Genomic DNA, 16,550 nt, shown 5'->3' on the forward strand with positions numbered 1-16,550 from the left:
AATGTCCGACCCTCACACGGGGGGTGAAAGGCCGGAACCAAATTAAATATTTGGCACTGACATTCATCGACACACTATTGAGTTCTCAAAGAACAGGCGCACACACCAACCCATCGATCTAAGCGATTTCGTAGTGAGGCAACTTTTCCAGCCTAACCGCTGTTCTCCGCAGAGTCAACTCTGGGGTCCCAGCCGGTCTTGCCTGCCTGTCAGGCGCTCCTCGTCCAACCTCGTTGTCCTGGACCGCGTTTCCAGCTTCTGAGCTGGGCTTTCGCGTCCCGGTCGGTGTCCGTGTCGCTCTGACCTGGAATAAGTTACGTGCTGGAAAACTGAACGTCAAATCCCCTGGTCGGCAACCCGTTTGCGCTGGTCACGGGAGCGGGGATCGGGCCGATCGCCGGGCTGGGCCACCGGATTGTGACCCAGCTCATGGCAATTCGATCCAGTCCTCTCGACGGACTCCCCTTATCCCGCTCGCCGGACGCCGGCGAAGTTCTTCTTGCCGCGGCGCAGGACCAGCCAGCGTCCGTGCAGGTAGTCGGAGTCCGACGGCGTCCACTCGAGATCGGCGACGCGCTCGTTGTTCACCGAGGCGCCGCCCTCATTGACGGCCCGGCGGGCCGCGCCGCGGCTCTCGCACAGTCCCGTGGCGACGAGCAGATCCACGATGGTCGCGCCATTGACGGCTTCGGCGACCTTGCCGTCGACCGCGGCTTCGGTGAGCGCGGCGGCCAGGGTCGGCTCGTTCAGCTCGCCGAGTTCACCGCGGCCGAACAGGGCCTGGCTGGCCAGCTGCACCGAGCGGGTGTTCTCCTCGCCGTGCACCAGCGTCGTCATCTCGGCCGCCAGACGGCGCTGCGCCTCGCGGGCGTGCGGGCGCTCGATCGTGGCCTGCTCGAGCTCGTCCAGTTCCTCCTTGGAGAGGAAGGTGAACCAGCGCAGGTAACGCACGACGTCGGCGTCGGCCGTATTCACGAAGTACTGGTACCAGGCGTAGGGGCTGGTCATCTCCGGATCCAGCCACAGGCTGCCGCCGCCGGTGGACTTGCCGAACTTCTTGCCGTCGGCGGAAGTCACCAGCGGGACCGTCAGGGCGTGCACGTGCTCGCCGTCGACGCGGCGGTTCAGTTCCACGCCGGCAATGATGTTGCCCCACTGATCGGAGCCGCCGACCTGCAGGCGGCAGCCGTAGTTGCGGCGCAGCTGCACGTAGTCGTTGGCCTGCAGCAGCATGTAGGAGAACTCGGTGTAGGAGATGCCGTCGCCCTCCAGACGCCGCTTCACCGTGTCGCGCGCCAGCATGACGTTCACCGAGAAGTGCTTGCCGATATCGCGCAGGAAGTCGACCGTGCTCAGCGAGCCGGTCCAGTCCATATTGTTGGCGATGACGGCGCCGGTGGGGGAATCGTCGAGATCGACGAAGCGCTCCAGCTGGGAGCGGATGCGCCCGGCCCACTCGGCCACGGTGTCGGTGGAGTTCATGGCGCGCTCGCCCACGTCGCGCGGGTCGCCGATAAGACCGGTCGCGCCGCCCGCGAGCACGATGGGGCGGTGGCCGGCGCGCTGGAAGCGCTTCAGCGCCAGCAGGGGGACGAGGTGTCCGGCGTGCAGGGAGGCCGCGGTCGGATCGAAACCGGCATAGAGGGTGATCGGGCCCTTGGACAGGTCCGCCCGCAGGGCGTCCAGGTCGGTGGACTGCGCGATCAGCCCGCGCCAGGTCAGTTCATCGATGATGTCGCCGCTCACTGTCCCTATCTTTCCGCACGTATATGGAGGACCTTCGAACAGGTCTGGATCGGACAACTCTCGTAACTCTCAGGGGCAAGCCCCTGAAACCCCGATGACCCGAACCGCCCGCCCGAAGGTCTGTTGCCGAGTGTGGCTCGGCGGCGGGGCGGTCGTCTAGCGGGTTTCGAAGGCGGACTTGAGGGTGGTCAGGTGGAGGCGGCTGGTGGTGGCGGCGGCTTCGGGGGTGCGGGCTCGGATGGCGTCGACGAGGAGTTCGTGGGCGTGGTGGTCGGCGGCCGGGTCGGGCATGGGGCGGATGCGGAGCATGTCGATCATGGCGGTGCGCAGGCGCGGGACGAAGGCGTCGAACATCTGGGTGAGGATGTCGTTGTGGGCGGCGGCGATGACCGTGCGGTGGAAGGCGGTGTCGGCGTCGACGAGGGATTCGAGGGTGTCCCCCGCCTCGGCGCGGGCGGTGAGGGCGCGCCACAGGGCGCGCAGATCGGCGGGGGTGCGGCGGGCGGCGGCCAGGGCGGCGGCTTCGGCTTCGATGGCGATGCGGGCCTCGATGACGGTGACTATGTCGGCGCGGCGCAGCACCGTGTCCCAGTCCTCGGTGATGTCCAGGGCGGTGACGAAAACGCCTGCGCCCTGGCGGCTTTCGAGGACGCCCTTGCCGGATAGCTCGCGAATGGCCTCGCGCAGGGTGGAGCGGCCGACGCCGAGCTGGGCAGCGAGGGTGGTCTCGCCGGGGAGTTTGTGACCGAGCGCCCATTCGCCCGCGCGTATGCGGGTCAGCAATACGTCGGCGGCCTGGGCGGCGAGGGGGTGCCTCTGCACCTGCGACACGGGTCTTCGACCTCTCTACTTGTCTGAGGAGTGAATGACATCTAGTCTATGCCACATGCTTTCGGGTGCCCTTCTTCTTAGCCGCCGCGGCGGGGTCTGATCGACCGGCACCCTGCCCGCGGGCTGCTGTGTTGCGCCGGTCATCTCTCTTCGACGCGAAAGACAGCACTCGTGACTACTTTCTCCCACTGGAACCGCCAGCAGCCCTCCGTCATGCCGTCGCATCGGTATCGCGATGTGTACCAGCGGGTTTCGGTACCGCTGACCGAGCGGCGGTGGCCGTCGAACCGGATCACCGCGGCCCCGCTGTGGGTGCCGGTGGATCTGCGGGACGGCAATCAGGCGCTGGCCGAGCCCATGGACCCGCAGCGCAAGCGGCGGTTCTTCGAAATGCTGGTGGCCATGGGCTACAAGGAAATCGAGGTGGGGTATCCGAGCGCCTCGCAGACCGACTTCGATTTCGTGCGGCTCATCGCGACCGAAGGTCTGGCGCCGGCGAATGTCACCATCGTGGTGTTCACCCCCGCGCGACGGGATCTGATCGAGCGGACGGTCGAATCCATCCGCGGCATCCCCAATGATGTTGTGATCCACATGTATACGGCGACCGCACCGGTGTGGCGCGAAGTCGTGCTCGGGACTTCGCGCGAGGCGCTGACCGGGATGATCACCGCCGGCGGGCGCGACATTCTGGAGCTGGCCGGGGATCTGGCGAATGTGCGCTTCCAGTTCTCCCCCGAGGTGTTCATGCTGACCGAGCCGGATTTCGTGCTCGATATCTGCGATCGCATGACCACGCTGTGGGATGCGACGCCGCAGCGTCCGGTCACGCTGAATCTGCCCGCCACGGTCGAGGTGGCGACGCCGAATGTGTACGCGGATCAGATCGAGTACATGCACCGGAATCTGGCGCGCCGCGACAGCGTGATCCTGTCGGTGCATCCGCACAATGATCGCGGCACCGGCGTCGCGTGCGCGGAGCTGGCGGTGCTGGCCGGGGCGCAGCGGGTGGAGGGCTGCGTATTCGGGAACGGGGAGCGCACCGGCAATGTGGATCTGGCGACGCTGGCCCTGAATCTGCATGCGCAGGGCGTGGATCCGATGATCGACTTCTCCGATATCGACGCCGTGCGCGAGACGGTGGAGTTCTGCACCCGCATGCCTATCCACGATCGGCATCCGTATGCGGGTGATCTGGTGTACACCGCGTTCTCCGGCACGCATCAGGATGCGATCAAGAAGGGATTCGCCGAACATGCCGCGCGTGCACGGCGTTTGGATGCGGCGGGGCGGGACATTCCCTGGGAGGTGCCGTATCTGCCGATCGATCCGGCCGATGTGGGGCGTTCGTACGAGGCGGTGATCAGGGTGAATTCGCAGTCCGGCAAGGGCGGGATCGCGTATCTGCTGCAGTCGGAGTTCGGGCTGGAGCTGCCGCGCGATTGGCAGATCGACTTCGCCCGGCACGTGCAACGGCATACCGACCGCACCGGCGCGGAGGTGTCGGCGGCGGAGCTGTGGGAGTTGTTCACCACCGTGTACGCCTCCGAGGACAGTCGAATGGCCGTGCGGGAGCTGGGAATTCCGGAGGAGGTGGTGGTCGCGGTGATGGAGGCGGCCGATCGGACGCGTGCGGTGGCCGCGGTCGGCGGCTGATCGCAGGATGGCGTCGCGCGAACCGGTCGTGCGACGCCACCGCGGTCGTGTCGGGCAGGGCGGTCGTGTCAGGCGGGCTTGTCATCCTCGCCCGCGGCGGGCTGCTCACCGAGAATGCGCTCCAGTTCGCCGACCCGGTCCTCCAGCGCCTGCACCCGCTGCAGCAGCGTGACCACGGCGGCCGCGACCGGCACCTGATGCGAGTGCTCGGGCTGCTCCCCCTCGGGCACGACCCCGATCAAGGTCATGACCTGTGGGCGCAGCCGTTTGGGATCCGCGCCGAGCTTGACCAGCACCTGCGCCGCCACGCCCTCGCCCTCCCGGCTCGCGGCCAGCAGGATGTGCTCCGGGCCGATGTAGTTGTGGCTCAACGCAATGGCCTCGCGCAGCGACAGTTCCAGGACCTTCTTGGCGCGCGGGGTGAACGGGATGTGACCGTCCATCGTCTTGTCGCCCGGGCCGATGATGTCCTCGACCTGGCTGCGCACGGCGTCGAGATCGATGCCGAGTTCGGTGAGCGCCCGGGTGGCCACGGTTTCGCCGTGCAGCAGCCCGAGCAGCAGGTGTTCGGTGCCGATGTAGTTGTGGTTGAGTCTGCGGGCTTCTTCCTGCGCCAAGACGATTACCCGGCGGGCGGAATCGGTGAACCGTTCGAACATGGAGCCCCCTACGGCAACACGGCATTCACCTCCACGGTAGCCCCCTGACGCCGGTCAGGCGGGCAGATCCAACCGCGGTGCGCGGGGACTGCGGCGGTAGGCGGAGACGGCGGCGGAATCCGGGAGCCACAGCCGCCAGGGGCGGTCCGCCGCCAGGCTCACCCCGACGCGCGGGCCGACCGAAATCGCGGCCGGGTCGGTGATTTCGGGGCCGAGCTCGAGCCGGATGGGCGAGGCCGCGTCGAAAAGTTGGGCGCCGTAGTCGTCCAGCGTGATTCCGAGGGCGCTGCCGACATTGCCCGGCCCCTTGCCGAGATCGGCATCGGTCCGCGCGGCGGGGCGGCGGGCGCGGGCCTTCTCGTGGCCCGCGATGATCTCGCCGGCGCGAACGAGCACCGCGCTGGCGATGCCATCGGGACCGCTGGTGACGTTGACGCAGGTGTGCATGCCGTAGCTGAGGTAGACGTACAGCACGCCGGGCGGTCCGAACATGACGGCATTGCGCGCGGTGCGGCCGCGACCGGAGTGCGCGGCCGGGTCGTGCCAGGGGCCGGACGGGTCGCCGCCATAGGCCTCGACCTCGACGATCCGCATGCCGACCGGGCCCGACCACAGTGTCGCGCCGAGCAGTCGGCGGGCGGCGGCCAGGGGTTCGACGGCAAGCAGTTCGGGACTCACGACATCCCATTGTTCCGGACCGCGGCGAGTGCCCTCGTGGGAGCTGGACGCCGCCCCCGTGGGGGCTACGAGCCGGCCCGTCGCACACCGCTGAGCTTGTCCGGATTGACCTGGAATCGGATGTTCTCGATGTGACCGTCGCGAATGTCATAGGTGAGCGCGCCGACGAGGTAGTCGCCGATGACGCCGACAATGCCGAGTTCGCCGTTGATGACCGCCGGTTCCAGGCGAATGCCGGCGGAGACCGGCTTGGCCATGACGCCGAGCATCCAGCGGGCGACGTGGTCGGGCCCGTGCAGCGGCCGGCGCGCGGCGGTGACCTTCCCGCCGCCGTCGTTCCACAGCGTGACCTCGGGCGCCAGGATCTCCATCAGGGCATTGAGGTCCCCGCCGTGGCAGGCGGCCATGAACTTCTCGGTGATCTCCTGGCGGGAGGCGTCGTCGGCGTCGAAGCGCGGGCGGCGGGACTGCACGTGATTGCGGGCGCGGTGCGAGATCTGGCGGATGGTCGCCTCGGGCCGGTCCAGGAAGCCGCCGATTTCGGCGTGCGAGTAGCCGAAGACCTCCCGCAGCACGAAGACGGCTCGTTCGACGGGAGTGAGGGTTTCGAGGACGACCAGCATGGCCGTGGAGACGGTGTCGGCCATTTCGGTCTCCTCGGCGGCATTCGGGGCGGTGATGAGCGGTTCGGGAAGCCAAGGGCCGACATAGGTTTCGCGGGTGGCCCGGGCGGAGGTGAGGCGATTGAGGGCGAGATTGGTGACGGTGCGGACCAGGTAGGACTTCGGGTGCTGCACCGAATCCCGGTCGACGCCATGCCATTTCAGCCAGGCGTCCTGCAGGATGTCCTCGGCGTCGGCGACGCTGCCCAGCATCTGATAGGCGGTGCCGAAGAGCAGGCGACGGTGCTCGACGAAGGGATCGATCTCCGCGTCTCGGGTGTCGGTGTCGCGAGTCTGGTCCTGCATGGGATTCATACCTACCGGTATTTCGAGGGTGGCACCACCGAACGGCCGGATATCCCTCGGGGATATTCCGGCCGCCGGATGCGGCTCACGCGGTGGTGCGGGTGGCGCGGCCGCCATTGGTCAGCTTGACCGGGAGCTTCACGTGCTTGCTCATCTTGTAGGCCAGCGGCGGGGTGCTGCTGACCGATTCCTTGTAGGCGACGGCGGCCCTGCCCTTCAGGTACCACCGGGTCGGGCTGTCATCGGCCTTGGTGAACTGGATGACCGCGTCCTTGCGGCCCAGGCTCACCGGCTGGTGGAAGTAGCCGATGCGGAAGGGCTTGGCCTGCTTGCCCTTCAGCAGCCGCGTGATGACGCCCGCGGCGTGGGCGGCCGAGGCCACGCCGGTCTGGCAGGTGCCGTGCACCCGACCCCAGGCCTGGCGGATGAGCGCGGCGTCGCCGATGGCGTGGATCTCCGGGTGCGAGACCGAGCGCAGGGTGGGGTCGGTGATGATGAGTCCCTTTGCGTCGGTGGCGATTCCGGCCTGCGCGGCCAGCGGCGACACCTTCACGCCGGTGGTCCACAGGGTCAGGTCCGAGGTCACCAGTTCGCCGGTGTCCAGGCGCACCGCGTCGGGCAGCACCTTGGTGACCTGCGCGCCGATCCGGCGCACCACGCCGAGGCGGTCGAAGACGCGGTTCATGTAGGCGCGGGCCTTGTCGCCCATCATCGAACCGGGTTCGGTCGAGCTGATCAGGGTGACGGTCAGACCCGGGTGGGCCTCGGCGATCTCGGCCGCGGCCTCGATGCCGGTGAGCCCGCCGCCGCAGACGGTCACGGTGCCGCCATGAGCGGCGATCTCGCCCAGCCGCCGCGAAAAGTCGTGCGCCAGACGGGGATCGTTGAGAGTCCAGGCGTGGTCGGCCGCACCGGGCACGAGACCGGTGTCGGTGGCGCTGCCGAGGGCGTAGATCAACCGGTCGTAGCGCAGGACCGCACCGTCGGCCAGTGTGACCGTCCGGGCATCGGTATCGATGGCGGTGGCGGCGGTCTGCCGGAAGTCCACGCCCGAGCCCTCCAGCAGGGTGGGAATGTCGAAGTGCGCCAGTTCCTGCCCGGCCGCGACCTGGTGCATGCGCAGCCGCTCGGTGAAGCGGGGCGACGGGTTCACCAGGGTGATGCGGACGTTCATCTTGCGGGTGTCGCGGGCCAGGTAGGTGGTGGCCAGCATGCCGGTGTAGCCGGCGCCGAGGACGACGATCTCGTGGGTGTCGGTGGTGTTCATCGCGTGCTCCAAGGGGCTTGTCCCGTTGTGGTCGACCATGGGACAGGACAGTCCCCGCCAACGTGACAACCCATTCGTGTGACCTGGGTCACGCCGGAATCTTCGATGGTCATTCGCGGTTGGCATTACCGGCGGCCGGCGCCCCGGCCTGCGAAAACTTCCGATTGATCGAGGTGTCATGGCTGTCGAGGTCGAGATCTGGACCGATATCAACTGCCCGTTCTGTTATCTGGGCAAGCGTCGTTTCGAGGAGGCCCTGGACGCCTTCCCGCATCGCGATCAGGTGCGGGTGGTGCACAAGTCCTTCGAGCTGGATCCGACCCTGCCCAAGGATCTCAGCGCGCCGGTGACCCCGCATATCGCGGAGAAGTACGGCATCAGCGAAGCGCAGGCCGCGGCCAATGAGCGCGGGCTCGGCGCACAGGCCGAGGCGATGGGACTGACCTATCAGACCTCCGGCCGCGACTTCGGCAACAGCTTCGACATGCACCGGCTGCTGCACTTCGCGCTGGAGCAGGGCGAGCAGGAGGCCATGCTGGATGCCCTGTACGCGGCGAACTTCGCCGCGGAGCAGGCGCTGTTCGGCGATACCGAGCGACTGGTCCGGGTCGCGGTGGATGCCGGATTCGAGGAGACGGCCGTGCGCGCCGTGCTCGACGATCCGAACGCCTACGCCGATGCGGTGCGCGCCGATGAGGCCGAGGCCGCGCGGCTCGGCGCCCGCGGTGTGCCGTTCTTCGTGCTCGATCGCAAATACGGTGTCTCCGGTGCGCAGCCGGCCGAGGTGTTCGCCCAGGTCCTCGAGAAGGCGTGGAGCGATCACGCCCCGGAGCTCGAGATCGTCGCCGATGCCGATGCGTGCGGCCCGGACGGTTGCGCACTGCCGGAACGGAATTGACTCCTCAGCGGTAGTCGGGGTTCTCGAAGTCGAAGCGGCAGCCCGCATCCCATTCGCTGCGCTGGTTGCCGTGCGCCGGGAAACCGCCGGCGTCTTTGAGCAGCCGGGCCAGGTGCATGAGGTTCCAGGTCATGAATGTGGTGTTGCGGTTGGTGAAATCGTTGTCGGGGCCGCCGGATCCGGGGTCCAGGTAGGACGGGCCCGGTCCGGCCTCGCCGATCCAGCCGGCATCGGCTTGCGGCGGAATGCTGTAGCCGATGTGCTGGAGGCTGTAGAGGATGTTCATGGCGCAGTGTTTGATGCCGTCCTCGTTGCCGGTGATGAGGCAGCCGCCGACGCGACCGTAGTAGGCGTACTGACCCGAGTCGTTGAGAACGCTGGAGTTGGCGTACAGGCGCTCGATGACCTGTTTCATGACAGAACTGTTGTCGCCCAGCCAGATCGGGCCCGCCAGGACCAGGATGTCGGCGTCCATGACCTGGCGTTGCAGCGCGGGCCATTCGTCGGTGGCCCAGCCGTGCTCGGTCATGTCCGGCCAGACGCCGGTGGCGATATCGTGATCGACGGCCCGGATCTGGGAGACCCGGACGCCGTTCTTTTCCATGATGCGGGCGCTGAGATCGATGAGGCCCTGGGTGTTGCTGCGGTCCGGGGAGCGTTTGAGGGTGCAGTTGATGAACAGGGCGCGCAGGTCGGAGAAGTCTGTCATGGCATCCCATCCTCTACTTCCGGGGCGCCGCGCGGACCGGAACGACGGTGACGAAAGTATGACGAGAGCTGGGACGATACCCGGTTCGGCGGGTTTCCGGCGGCAGCGCGCTTAGGGTTGTTCCATGCGCATTCTGGTGGCCGACGACGATCCGGTGGTCCGCGAGGTGGTGCGGCGCTATCTGGAGTGTGACGGGCTCGAGGTGGTGGAGACGGCCGACGGCCGGGCCACGGCGGCGGCGCTGGAGCGCGATGACATCGATCTGGCCGTGCTGGATGTGATGATGCCGGCCCCGGACGGCATCGAGCTGACCCGGGCGGTGCGGTCCGGGCCGCGGCCGGAGACGCCCATCATTCTGCTCACCGCGCTCGGCGAGGAGGAGGATCGGGTGATCGGATTGCAGGCGGGGGCCGACGATTACGTGACCAAGCCGTTCAGCCCGCGGGAGCTGGCGCTGCGGGTGGCGTCGGTGCTGCGGCGGGCGCATCCGGTGGTGACCACCGAGGACGTATTGACCGGCGGCGCCGTCGAACTGCGGCGGGCGGCCCGGACGGTGACCGTGGCGGGCAAGCCGGTGGAGCTGACGGCGCGGGAGTTCGATCTGCTCGCGTTCCTGCTGGCCAATCAGCGGCGGGTGTACAGCCGCGAGGAACTGCTGGCGCAGGTGTGGGGGTGGAGTTTCGGCGATCTGTCGACGGTGACGGTGCACATCAAGCGGCTGCGCGCCAAACTCGGGGCCGCGCATCGCATCGATACCGTGTGGGGTCGCGGATATGCCTGGGGCCGAGGCGATTCCGATGAGTGATATCCAGAGCCTGATCGGCTACGCGCTGGCGGGTTCGCTGCCGGTGGTGGTGGTCGGCGCGCTGCTGCTGCGGTTCACCCGCAATCGCGCCATGACCACGAGTATGGCTGTGCTGGTGCTGATTCCGACGCTGGCCACGCTGAGCGGCGTGATCGCGGTGAGCGGGCTCATGTTCAACGGCGAGTTCACCAAGATCGCCGTGGTGCTGGCGGTGGTCACCGCGGTCACGGTGCCCGCGGCGGTGCTGCTGGGCCGGGCGCAGGCGCGAAGAACCGTGTGGGAGCGGGAGATGCGGGACAAGGAGCGGGCCGCCGAACGCTCCCGGCGCGAACTCGTCACCTGGGTCAGCCATGACCTGCGGACGCCGCTGGCCGGTATCCGCGCCATGGGCGAGGCGCTCGCCGACGGCGTGGTCGACAAGTCCGAGGACATCGAGCGCTATGCCACGCAGATCGTGCGCGAGACCAATCGGCTCTCGGACATGGTGGACGACCTGTTCGAGATGTCGAAGATCAATTCCGGCGCACTGCAACTCCAGCTCGAGCCGATCGATCTGCGCGAGATCGTGGACGAGGTGCTCGGCGCCTATCAGCCGGCCGCCCAGCGCGCGACCATCAGCCTGACCGCGCGCCAGCCCGGCAGCCGAATCATGGTGGCGGGCAGCGATCAAGCGCTCACCCGGGTGCTCACCAATCTGGTGGCCAATGCCCTGGCGCACACCCCGCCCGGCGGTCGCATCGACATCTCCACCGGGACCGACGACGGCCAGGCCTGGGTGCGCGTGGACGACACCGGTCCCGGCATTGCCGCCGACGATCTGCCGCGCATCTTCGAGGTCGCCTACCGCGGCACCTCCGCCCGCTCCCCCGCCGCGGCCGGGCTCGGCAGCAGCAGCGGCATGGGCCTGGCCATTGCCGCCGGGCTCATGGAGGCGCACGGCGGCAGCATCACCGCGGAAAACCTCATTCAGGGCAGCCGGTTCATGATTCGCCTGCCCCTGGCCCCGCAGACGCGGAAGTGACTGCCGCCGGACGTTATCCGGCCGGGCGGCGGTTCATGCGCGCGGCGTAGCGCGAGCGGCTCGTGTACCTGCCGCCCTCGCCGGCGCGGATGGTGATGATGTCGTCGGCGATGACGAAGGCGTAGGCGACGACGATCAGGATCGCGAGCTGACCCCACGCCACCCACACCATGCCGATGGGAGCGGTGGCCAGCACCGCCAGCGCGGCGATCAGCTTCAGCCGGGCCCGAGCCAGGCGCAGGGACAGGCGGAAGCCGAACTGGCCCAGGAAGTAGAGGGCCACGCCGCCGGAAAGCGCCAGTGCCGCTGCGGTGGACGCTGATTCGTTGCCGTGCGCGATGGTCATGCTGATGCCCGCGGCCGTCATGACGATGCCGACCAGGAGCACGTAGATCGAGTAGCCGTAGGCCAGCAGGCCGGGCCGGACTCGCGCCGGACCGGGTAGCGCCTCGAGGGCGTGTTCGCCGTGTTCGTCGTCCAGGCCGAAGTAGGCCCACCACAGCACGTAGACGAGGGTGAGGCCGAGGGCGACCATGGCGGTCAGGCCGACGGTGATCTCCCGGCCCGACAGGCCCGCGCCGAGGGCGACCACCGATTCGCCCAGCGCGACAATGATGACCAGGCCGTGGCGCTCGCAGTAGTGGGCGACGCGCAGGACGAAGCCGCCGGTGTCGACCAGGTACGGCGAGCTGACCTGCACGGCGAATGCCAGGCCCCACAGGACATAGCGGGGCCAGCCGTGAATCAGGCCGCCCGCCAGCACCAATCCCGCCGCCAAGGCGTTGATCGGGCCGATGGCCCGGATGGCGCGGACCGACGATTCACCGCCCGATACCGCGAACAACACCGTGTGCACGGTATTGACCAGGACGTATCCGAGCCCGAAGGCCAGACCGGAGCCGGTGAACGCGCCCGGAATCGCCAGCGCGAGGACGAAGAAGCCGAACATGCCGATGAGCAGCAGGGTGCGGCGGCTGGAATTGTCGGGGGCGACCTCATTGGTCAGCCACACGTAGCCGCTGTACATCCACCAGATGATGCCGAACATGAGCGCCACCTGACCGAGGGCGGCCCAGCCGGGATGGTGGGTGAAGGAGTGGGTCAGCTGCGTCATGGTGAAGACGAAGACGAGGTCGAAGAACAGTTCCAGGGTGGAGGCGCGGAGCTGGCCGCCCTCGGCCCGGTCCTCGGCTTCGCTGGGGGTCTCGCTGGTCACGCAGGTGAGCGTAGAGGTGAAGCGGGCAATTCGCGGTACCAGGCGGCCGGTTTCCGGTGAAATTCGCGATCGGCGCAATCAGCGCGAGGTCACCGGCTGGTCCGGCCCGCCGCGGACCCGGCGGCGGTCCGGACAGGGTGCGGCTCAGGGAGATCTCGGGGTCCGGACGGGGTAGCGGATCGGGGCGCTCCTGGATGTGGTGGAGACCGGCTGTTCCTTAGCGTGTGCGCCATGGTGGCAGTACGGCGAATAGCGCTGGGTATCACGGCGTTTCTGGTGGCGGCGGGAGCCTTGATCGGTGGTGGCGCGACCTGGGTGTACACCTCGGCCGATGTGTCCACGGTCGGCGCGGTGGATTTCACGAACGAGCTGAGCATTCCGCCGCTGGCGGATTCGGTGGTCGAGACGGACGGCACCCGGGTGTTCCGGCTCGACATGCGTTCGGGGCAGCGGGAATTCCGGCCGGGGCAGACGACGGAGACGTGGGGGTTCAACGGCGACTACCTCGGGCCAACCTTGCGGGCGCGGCGCGGGGAGAAGGTGCGCGTGCAGGTGAGCAACGGGCTCGACGAGGCTTCGACGGTGCACTGGCACGGTATGCATCTGCCCGCGGCCATGGACGGCGGGCCGCATCAGATGGTGGAGCCGGGCGCGACCTGGACGCCCGAATGGACGGTGAACCAGCCCGCGGCGAGCCTCTGGTATCACCCGCATCCGCACGGGGAGACCGAAACTCATGTGCAGCGCGGGCTGGCGGGGATGTTCCTGCTCGACGACGAGGCGGCCGGCGCGCTGCCGCTGCCGCGCGCCTACGGGGTCGACGATCTGCCGATCATCGTGCAGGACGTGCGATTTCGCGGTTCCCGATTCGATACCGCGAAAACGATGTTCCGCGATATCGGGTTCCTCGGCGACCAGATCCTGGTCAATGGCACGCTCGCCCCGTATCGGACCGTCGGTGACGAGCTGGTCCGGCTGCGGCTGCTGAATGCCGCTCCCGCACGGATTTTCAACTTCGGCTTCTCCGATGACCGGTCGTTCGCGCTCATCGGCACCGACGGCGGGCTGCTGGAGCGGCCGGTCACGCTGGAACGGCTGCAACTCTCGCCCGGTGAGCGCGCCGAGATCGTGGTCCGGATGCGCCCGAACGAGCGAGTGGTGTTGCGCAGCAACCCGATCGAGGCCGGGCTGGACTTCTGGAATCAGCGCTTCAGCGGTGCTGACGATCGCTTCGATGTGCTCGAGCTGCGAGCCGCCGGCACCTTGCGGCCGTCCCCGGCGCTGCCGTCCGAGCTGGTCGCCTCCGAACTGCCCAAGGCCGCGGACTCGGTGCGCGAGCGCCCCTTCGACCTGCAGTTCGCGCAGATCAACGGCCAGGAAATGGATATGGACCGGATCGACGCCACGATCACCCGGGGCAGTACCGAGACCTGGGTGGTGCGCAACAACGACGGGATGCCGCACAACTTCCATGTGCACGATGTGCAGTTCGCCGTCGCCGCGGTGGACGGCGGCGCGCCGCCGCCGGAGCTGCGCGGGCCGAAGGACACCGTATTCGTGGCGCCCGGCAGCACCGTGCGGCTGGTGGTGCGCTTCGACGGGCCCGCCGATCCGAATACGCCGTACATGTTCCACTGCCATCTGCTCTGGCACGAGGACCAGGGCATGATGGGCCAGTTCGTGGTCGTGGAACCGGGTGGTGAAGCCGGTAAACCGCCCGCGCACCACTCCGGTCACTGAACCGATCCCCTTCCGACCCGCCGTGTGCCCATGCGACACGCGGCGGGTCTTGCGCTGTGTGGCCATCGGGCGCAGAATTCAACGCGTAGTGAATTCAACACTCGATGAATTGAGGGTGACCGTGACCGCGCCCAACTCCGCGCCCGCCATCGCGATCGAGCACCTGCAGGTGCGCCGTGGCGGGCGGCAGGTTCTGCAAGACATTTCGCTGACCGTGCCGCGCGGCAGCATCACCGGGCTGCTCGGGCCCTCCGGCTGCGGGAAGACCACGCTCATGCGGTGCATGGTCGGCACTCAGCTCGTCGAATCGGGCTCCGTGCGGGTGCTCGGCGAGGACGCCGGATCGCCCGGGCTGCGGCGGCGGGTCGGCTATGTGACCCAGGCGCCGAGCATCTACGACGATCTGACCGTCACCGACAATGTCGCGTACTTCGGCGCGCTGTACGGCTGTTCGTACGACGATGTCGAAACGGCCATCGCCGCCGTGGGATTGAGCAGCCACGCCGGCAATCGCGGCAATCAGCTCTCCGGCGGGCAGCGCACCCGCGCCTCCCTGGCCTGTGCGCTGGTGGCCGATCCGGAACTGCTCGTCCTGGACGAGCCGACCGTGGGCCTGGATCCGGTACTGCGCGCCGACCTGTGGGAGCAGTTCCACGAGCTGGCACGCGGGGGCCGCACCCTCATCGTGTCCAGCCATGTGATGGACGAGGCCGAGCACTGCGACAAACTGCTGCTCATGCGCGAAGGGCGGCTGCTGGCTCAGCTCAGTCCCGACGAATTGCGTTCCGACACCGGCGAATCCAGCCTGGAGAACGCCTTCCTCGCGCTCATCCGGATGGGAGAAGAACTGTGACCGCCGAGCTGCTGACCCGCCCCGCCGGGCCGAAACCGTTGCGCTGCTATGCCGCGACCACCGTGCGCATTCTCAAGCAGTTGCGCGCCGACCATCGCACCGTCGCCATGATTCTCGTGGTGCCCGCGGTGCTGATGACGCTGCTGTACTTCATCTATCAGAACTATCCGACCATGCCCGGATCGACGCCGCTGTTCGACCGGGTCGGCATCACCATGCTGGGCATCCTGCCGTTCGTGGTCATGTTCCTCATCACCGCCATTGCCATGCAGCGCGAACGGGTTTCGGGCACCCTCGAACGGCTCATGACCACTCCCCTGTCGAAATTCGATCTGCTCGCCGGCTACGGCACCGCCTTCTCCATCGCCGCGGCGGCACAGGCGACCATCGCCTGCCTGGTGGCGTTCTGGCTGCTGGATCTGGCCTCGGCGGGCAGTCCGCTGCTGGTGGTGCTGATCGCGGTGGTCGACGCCATTCTCGGGGTGGCGCTGGGCCTGCTGGCGAGTGCCTTCGCGCGCACCGAGTTCCAGGCCGTGCAGTTCATGCCGGTGATCGTGGTGCCGCAGCTGTTCCTGTGCGGGCTGCTGGTGCCGCGCGGCCAGCTGCCGGGGTGGCTGGAGGCGATCTCCAATGTGCTGCCGCTGTCCTATGCGGTGGACGCGCTGCAGCAGGTGGCCACGCACACCGGCGCGACCGGGCAGATGTGGCGGGATCTGGCGATCGTGGCCGGATTCGCCGTTGTCGCACTGGCTCTCGGCGCGGCCACGCTGCGGCGGCGGACCGCGTGACGGGCGAGAACGGCACCCGCAGCGGGCGGCGGCCCGGACAGTCCGGCACCCGGGAGGCGATTCTCGACGCCGCCCGGGCGCGGTTCGCGGAGGTGGGGTTCGACAAGGCGTCGATCCGGTCCATCGCCGGTGCGGCGGGCGTGGATCCGGCGCTGGTGCATCACTATTTCGGGACCAAGCAGGAATTGCTCATCGCCGCACTGCATCTGCCGCTGGATCCGGACATCATCCGGGCGCGGATCGCCCAGGTGCCCGATGAGGCGCTCGGCGAAGGCATCGTCCGGGCCGTGGTGGGCGTATGGGACACGCCGGTCGGCACGCAGGCGGTGGCGGCCATTCGCACCCTGCTCGGCGGCGGGGATGCCGCGCTGGCGCGGCACTTCCTGCTCGAAGTCGCGTTGAAAGACGTTCGCGTGCGGGTGGATTCACCGCCCGGAACGGGCGCCACCCGGGTCATGCTGGCGGCCTCGCAGATGGTCGGCCTGCTGGTGACGCGCAAGATCCTGCTGATCGAGCCGATCGCCTCCATGCCGGTGGACGAGCTCGCCGCCATGGTCGGGCCGAACTTGCAGCGCTACTTCACCGGCGACCTGCCGTTCAGCTGAGCGCATGAACAGAAGTCCCACCCGTCATCCCGGCGTGGGGTGTGGGGGGGGGCACCACGAGTGGGGGGGTTAGGGCGGAAAAAAAACCCCGCAGACCTGGGGGGGAGATG

15 protein-coding genes and 1 pseudogene are annotated in these 16,550 nt (G+C 68.2%); 8 read left to right on the forward strand and 8 right to left on the reverse strand.

Annotated features, from left to right (window positions below):
• Positions 1–465: 465 nt before the first annotated feature.
• Together tyrS and ACFVIV_RS29290 are read right to left on the reverse strand one after the other, a co-directional pair.
• Positions 466–1,746: a tyrosine--tRNA ligase gene (tyrS, locus tag ACFVIV_RS29285; protein ID WP_379201793.1), complete on the reverse strand. Its 1,281-nt coding sequence runs from the start codon at positions 1,744–1,746 to the stop codon at positions 466–468.
• 156 nt (positions 1,747–1,902) lie between these two features.
• A complete protein-coding gene (locus ACFVIV_RS29290; protein ID WP_379201795.1) occupies positions 1,903–2,577 on the reverse strand; it encodes a FadR/GntR family transcriptional regulator in 675 nt (224 codons plus the stop codon).
• Between the two features lie 213 nt (positions 2,578–2,790).
• Between ACFVIV_RS29290 and ACFVIV_RS29295 the strand changes: the two genes are divergently transcribed.
• Entirely contained in the window at positions 2,791–4,233 is a 1,443-nt protein-coding gene (locus ACFVIV_RS29295; protein ID WP_379201998.1) for a 2-isopropylmalate synthase, read from the forward strand.
• 200 nt (positions 4,234–4,433) lie between these two features.
• Here the strand turns inward: ACFVIV_RS29295 and ACFVIV_RS29300 are convergent.
• The 4 genes and pseudogenes from ACFVIV_RS29300 to ACFVIV_RS29315 form a co-directional block, all read right to left on the reverse strand.
• Positions 4,434–4,892 (reverse strand): annotated as a pseudogene (locus tag ACFVIV_RS29300) (Clp protease N-terminal domain-containing protein); the annotation flags it as partial.
• Positions 4,893–4,946: 54 nt separating this feature from the next.
• Entirely contained in the window at positions 4,947–5,570 is a 624-nt protein-coding gene (locus ACFVIV_RS29305) for a DNA-3-methyladenine glycosylase (RefSeq protein WP_379201797.1), read from the reverse strand.
• Between the two features lie 65 nt (positions 5,571–5,635).
• On the reverse strand, positions 5,636–6,538 hold the full coding sequence (locus ACFVIV_RS29310) for an RNA polymerase sigma-70 factor (protein ID WP_379201799.1): 903 nt from the start codon (positions 6,536–6,538) through the stop codon (positions 5,636–5,638).
• Positions 6,539–6,623: 85 nt separating this feature from the next.
• Entirely contained in the window at positions 6,624–7,805 is a 1,182-nt protein-coding gene (locus ACFVIV_RS29315) for an NAD(P)/FAD-dependent oxidoreductase (protein ID WP_379201801.1), read from the reverse strand.
• Positions 7,806–7,983: 178 nt separating this feature from the next.
• Here ACFVIV_RS29315 and ACFVIV_RS29320 point away from each other — a divergent pair, with 178 nt between their 5' ends.
• Positions 7,984–8,703 carry a DsbA family oxidoreductase gene (locus ACFVIV_RS29320; RefSeq protein WP_379201803.1) on the forward strand — a complete coding sequence of 240 codons (720 nt, stop codon included), beginning with the start codon at positions 7,984–7,986 and terminating at the stop codon, positions 8,701–8,703.
• 4 nt (positions 8,704–8,707) lie between these two features.
• Here ACFVIV_RS29320 and ACFVIV_RS29325 read toward each other — a convergent pair whose 3' ends face one another.
• A complete protein-coding gene (locus ACFVIV_RS29325) occupies positions 8,708–9,412 on the reverse strand; it encodes a flavodoxin family protein (protein WP_379201805.1) in 705 nt (234 codons plus the stop codon).
• Positions 9,413–9,536: 124 nt separating this feature from the next.
• On the opposite strand from ACFVIV_RS29325, the gene ACFVIV_RS29330 reads away from it, so the two are divergent.
• Both ACFVIV_RS29330 and ACFVIV_RS29335 read left to right on the forward strand, forming a co-directional pair.
• Positions 9,537–10,217 (forward strand): response regulator transcription factor, encoded by a 681-nt coding sequence (locus ACFVIV_RS29330; RefSeq protein WP_379201807.1) that lies wholly within the window; start codon positions 9,537–9,539, stop codon positions 10,215–10,217.
• Positions 10,210–11,238, forward strand: a complete 1,029-nt coding sequence (locus ACFVIV_RS29335; protein ID WP_379201809.1) for a sensor histidine kinase — start codon at positions 10,210–10,212, stop codon at positions 11,236–11,238. Before ACFVIV_RS29330 ends, ACFVIV_RS29335 begins: the two co-directional genes overlap by 8 nt.
• 13 nt (positions 11,239–11,251) lie before the next feature.
• On the opposite strand, the gene ACFVIV_RS29340 is transcribed toward ACFVIV_RS29335, so the two are convergent.
• On the reverse strand, positions 11,252–12,454 hold the full coding sequence (locus tag ACFVIV_RS29340; protein ID WP_379201811.1) for a low temperature requirement protein A: 1,203 nt from the start codon (positions 12,452–12,454) through the stop codon (positions 11,252–11,254).
• A 231-nt stretch (positions 12,455–12,685) separates the two neighbouring features.
• Here ACFVIV_RS29340 and ACFVIV_RS29345 point away from each other — a divergent pair, with 231 nt between their 5' ends.
• The 4 genes from ACFVIV_RS29345 (at position 12,686) to ACFVIV_RS29360 (ending at position 16,440) form a co-directional block, all read left to right on the forward strand.
• Entirely contained in the window at positions 12,686–14,194 is a 1,509-nt protein-coding gene (locus ACFVIV_RS29345; protein WP_379201813.1) for a multicopper oxidase family protein, read from the forward strand.
• Positions 14,195–14,303: 109 nt separating this feature from the next.
• Positions 14,304–15,047 (forward strand): ABC transporter ATP-binding protein, encoded by a 744-nt coding sequence (locus tag ACFVIV_RS29350; protein ID WP_379201815.1) that lies wholly within the window; start codon positions 14,304–14,306, stop codon positions 15,045–15,047.
• The gene (locus ACFVIV_RS29355) at positions 15,044–15,835 is read left to right on the forward strand and encodes an ABC transporter permease (protein ID WP_379201817.1); all 792 of its coding nucleotides are present in this window, start codon (positions 15,044–15,046) and stop codon (positions 15,833–15,835) included. The genes ACFVIV_RS29350 and ACFVIV_RS29355 overlap by 4 nt, the downstream gene beginning before the upstream one ends.
• A complete protein-coding gene (locus ACFVIV_RS29360) occupies positions 15,832–16,440 on the forward strand; it encodes a TetR family transcriptional regulator (protein WP_379201819.1) in 609 nt (202 codons plus the stop codon). Before ACFVIV_RS29355 ends, ACFVIV_RS29360 begins: the two co-directional genes overlap by 4 nt.
• The last annotated feature ends 110 nt before the right edge of the window (positions 16,441–16,550 follow it).

This window comes from Nocardia sp. NPDC127526 (genome assembly GCF_042672265.1).
GTDB lineage: Bacteria > Actinomycetota > Actinomycetes > Mycobacteriales > Mycobacteriaceae > Nocardia.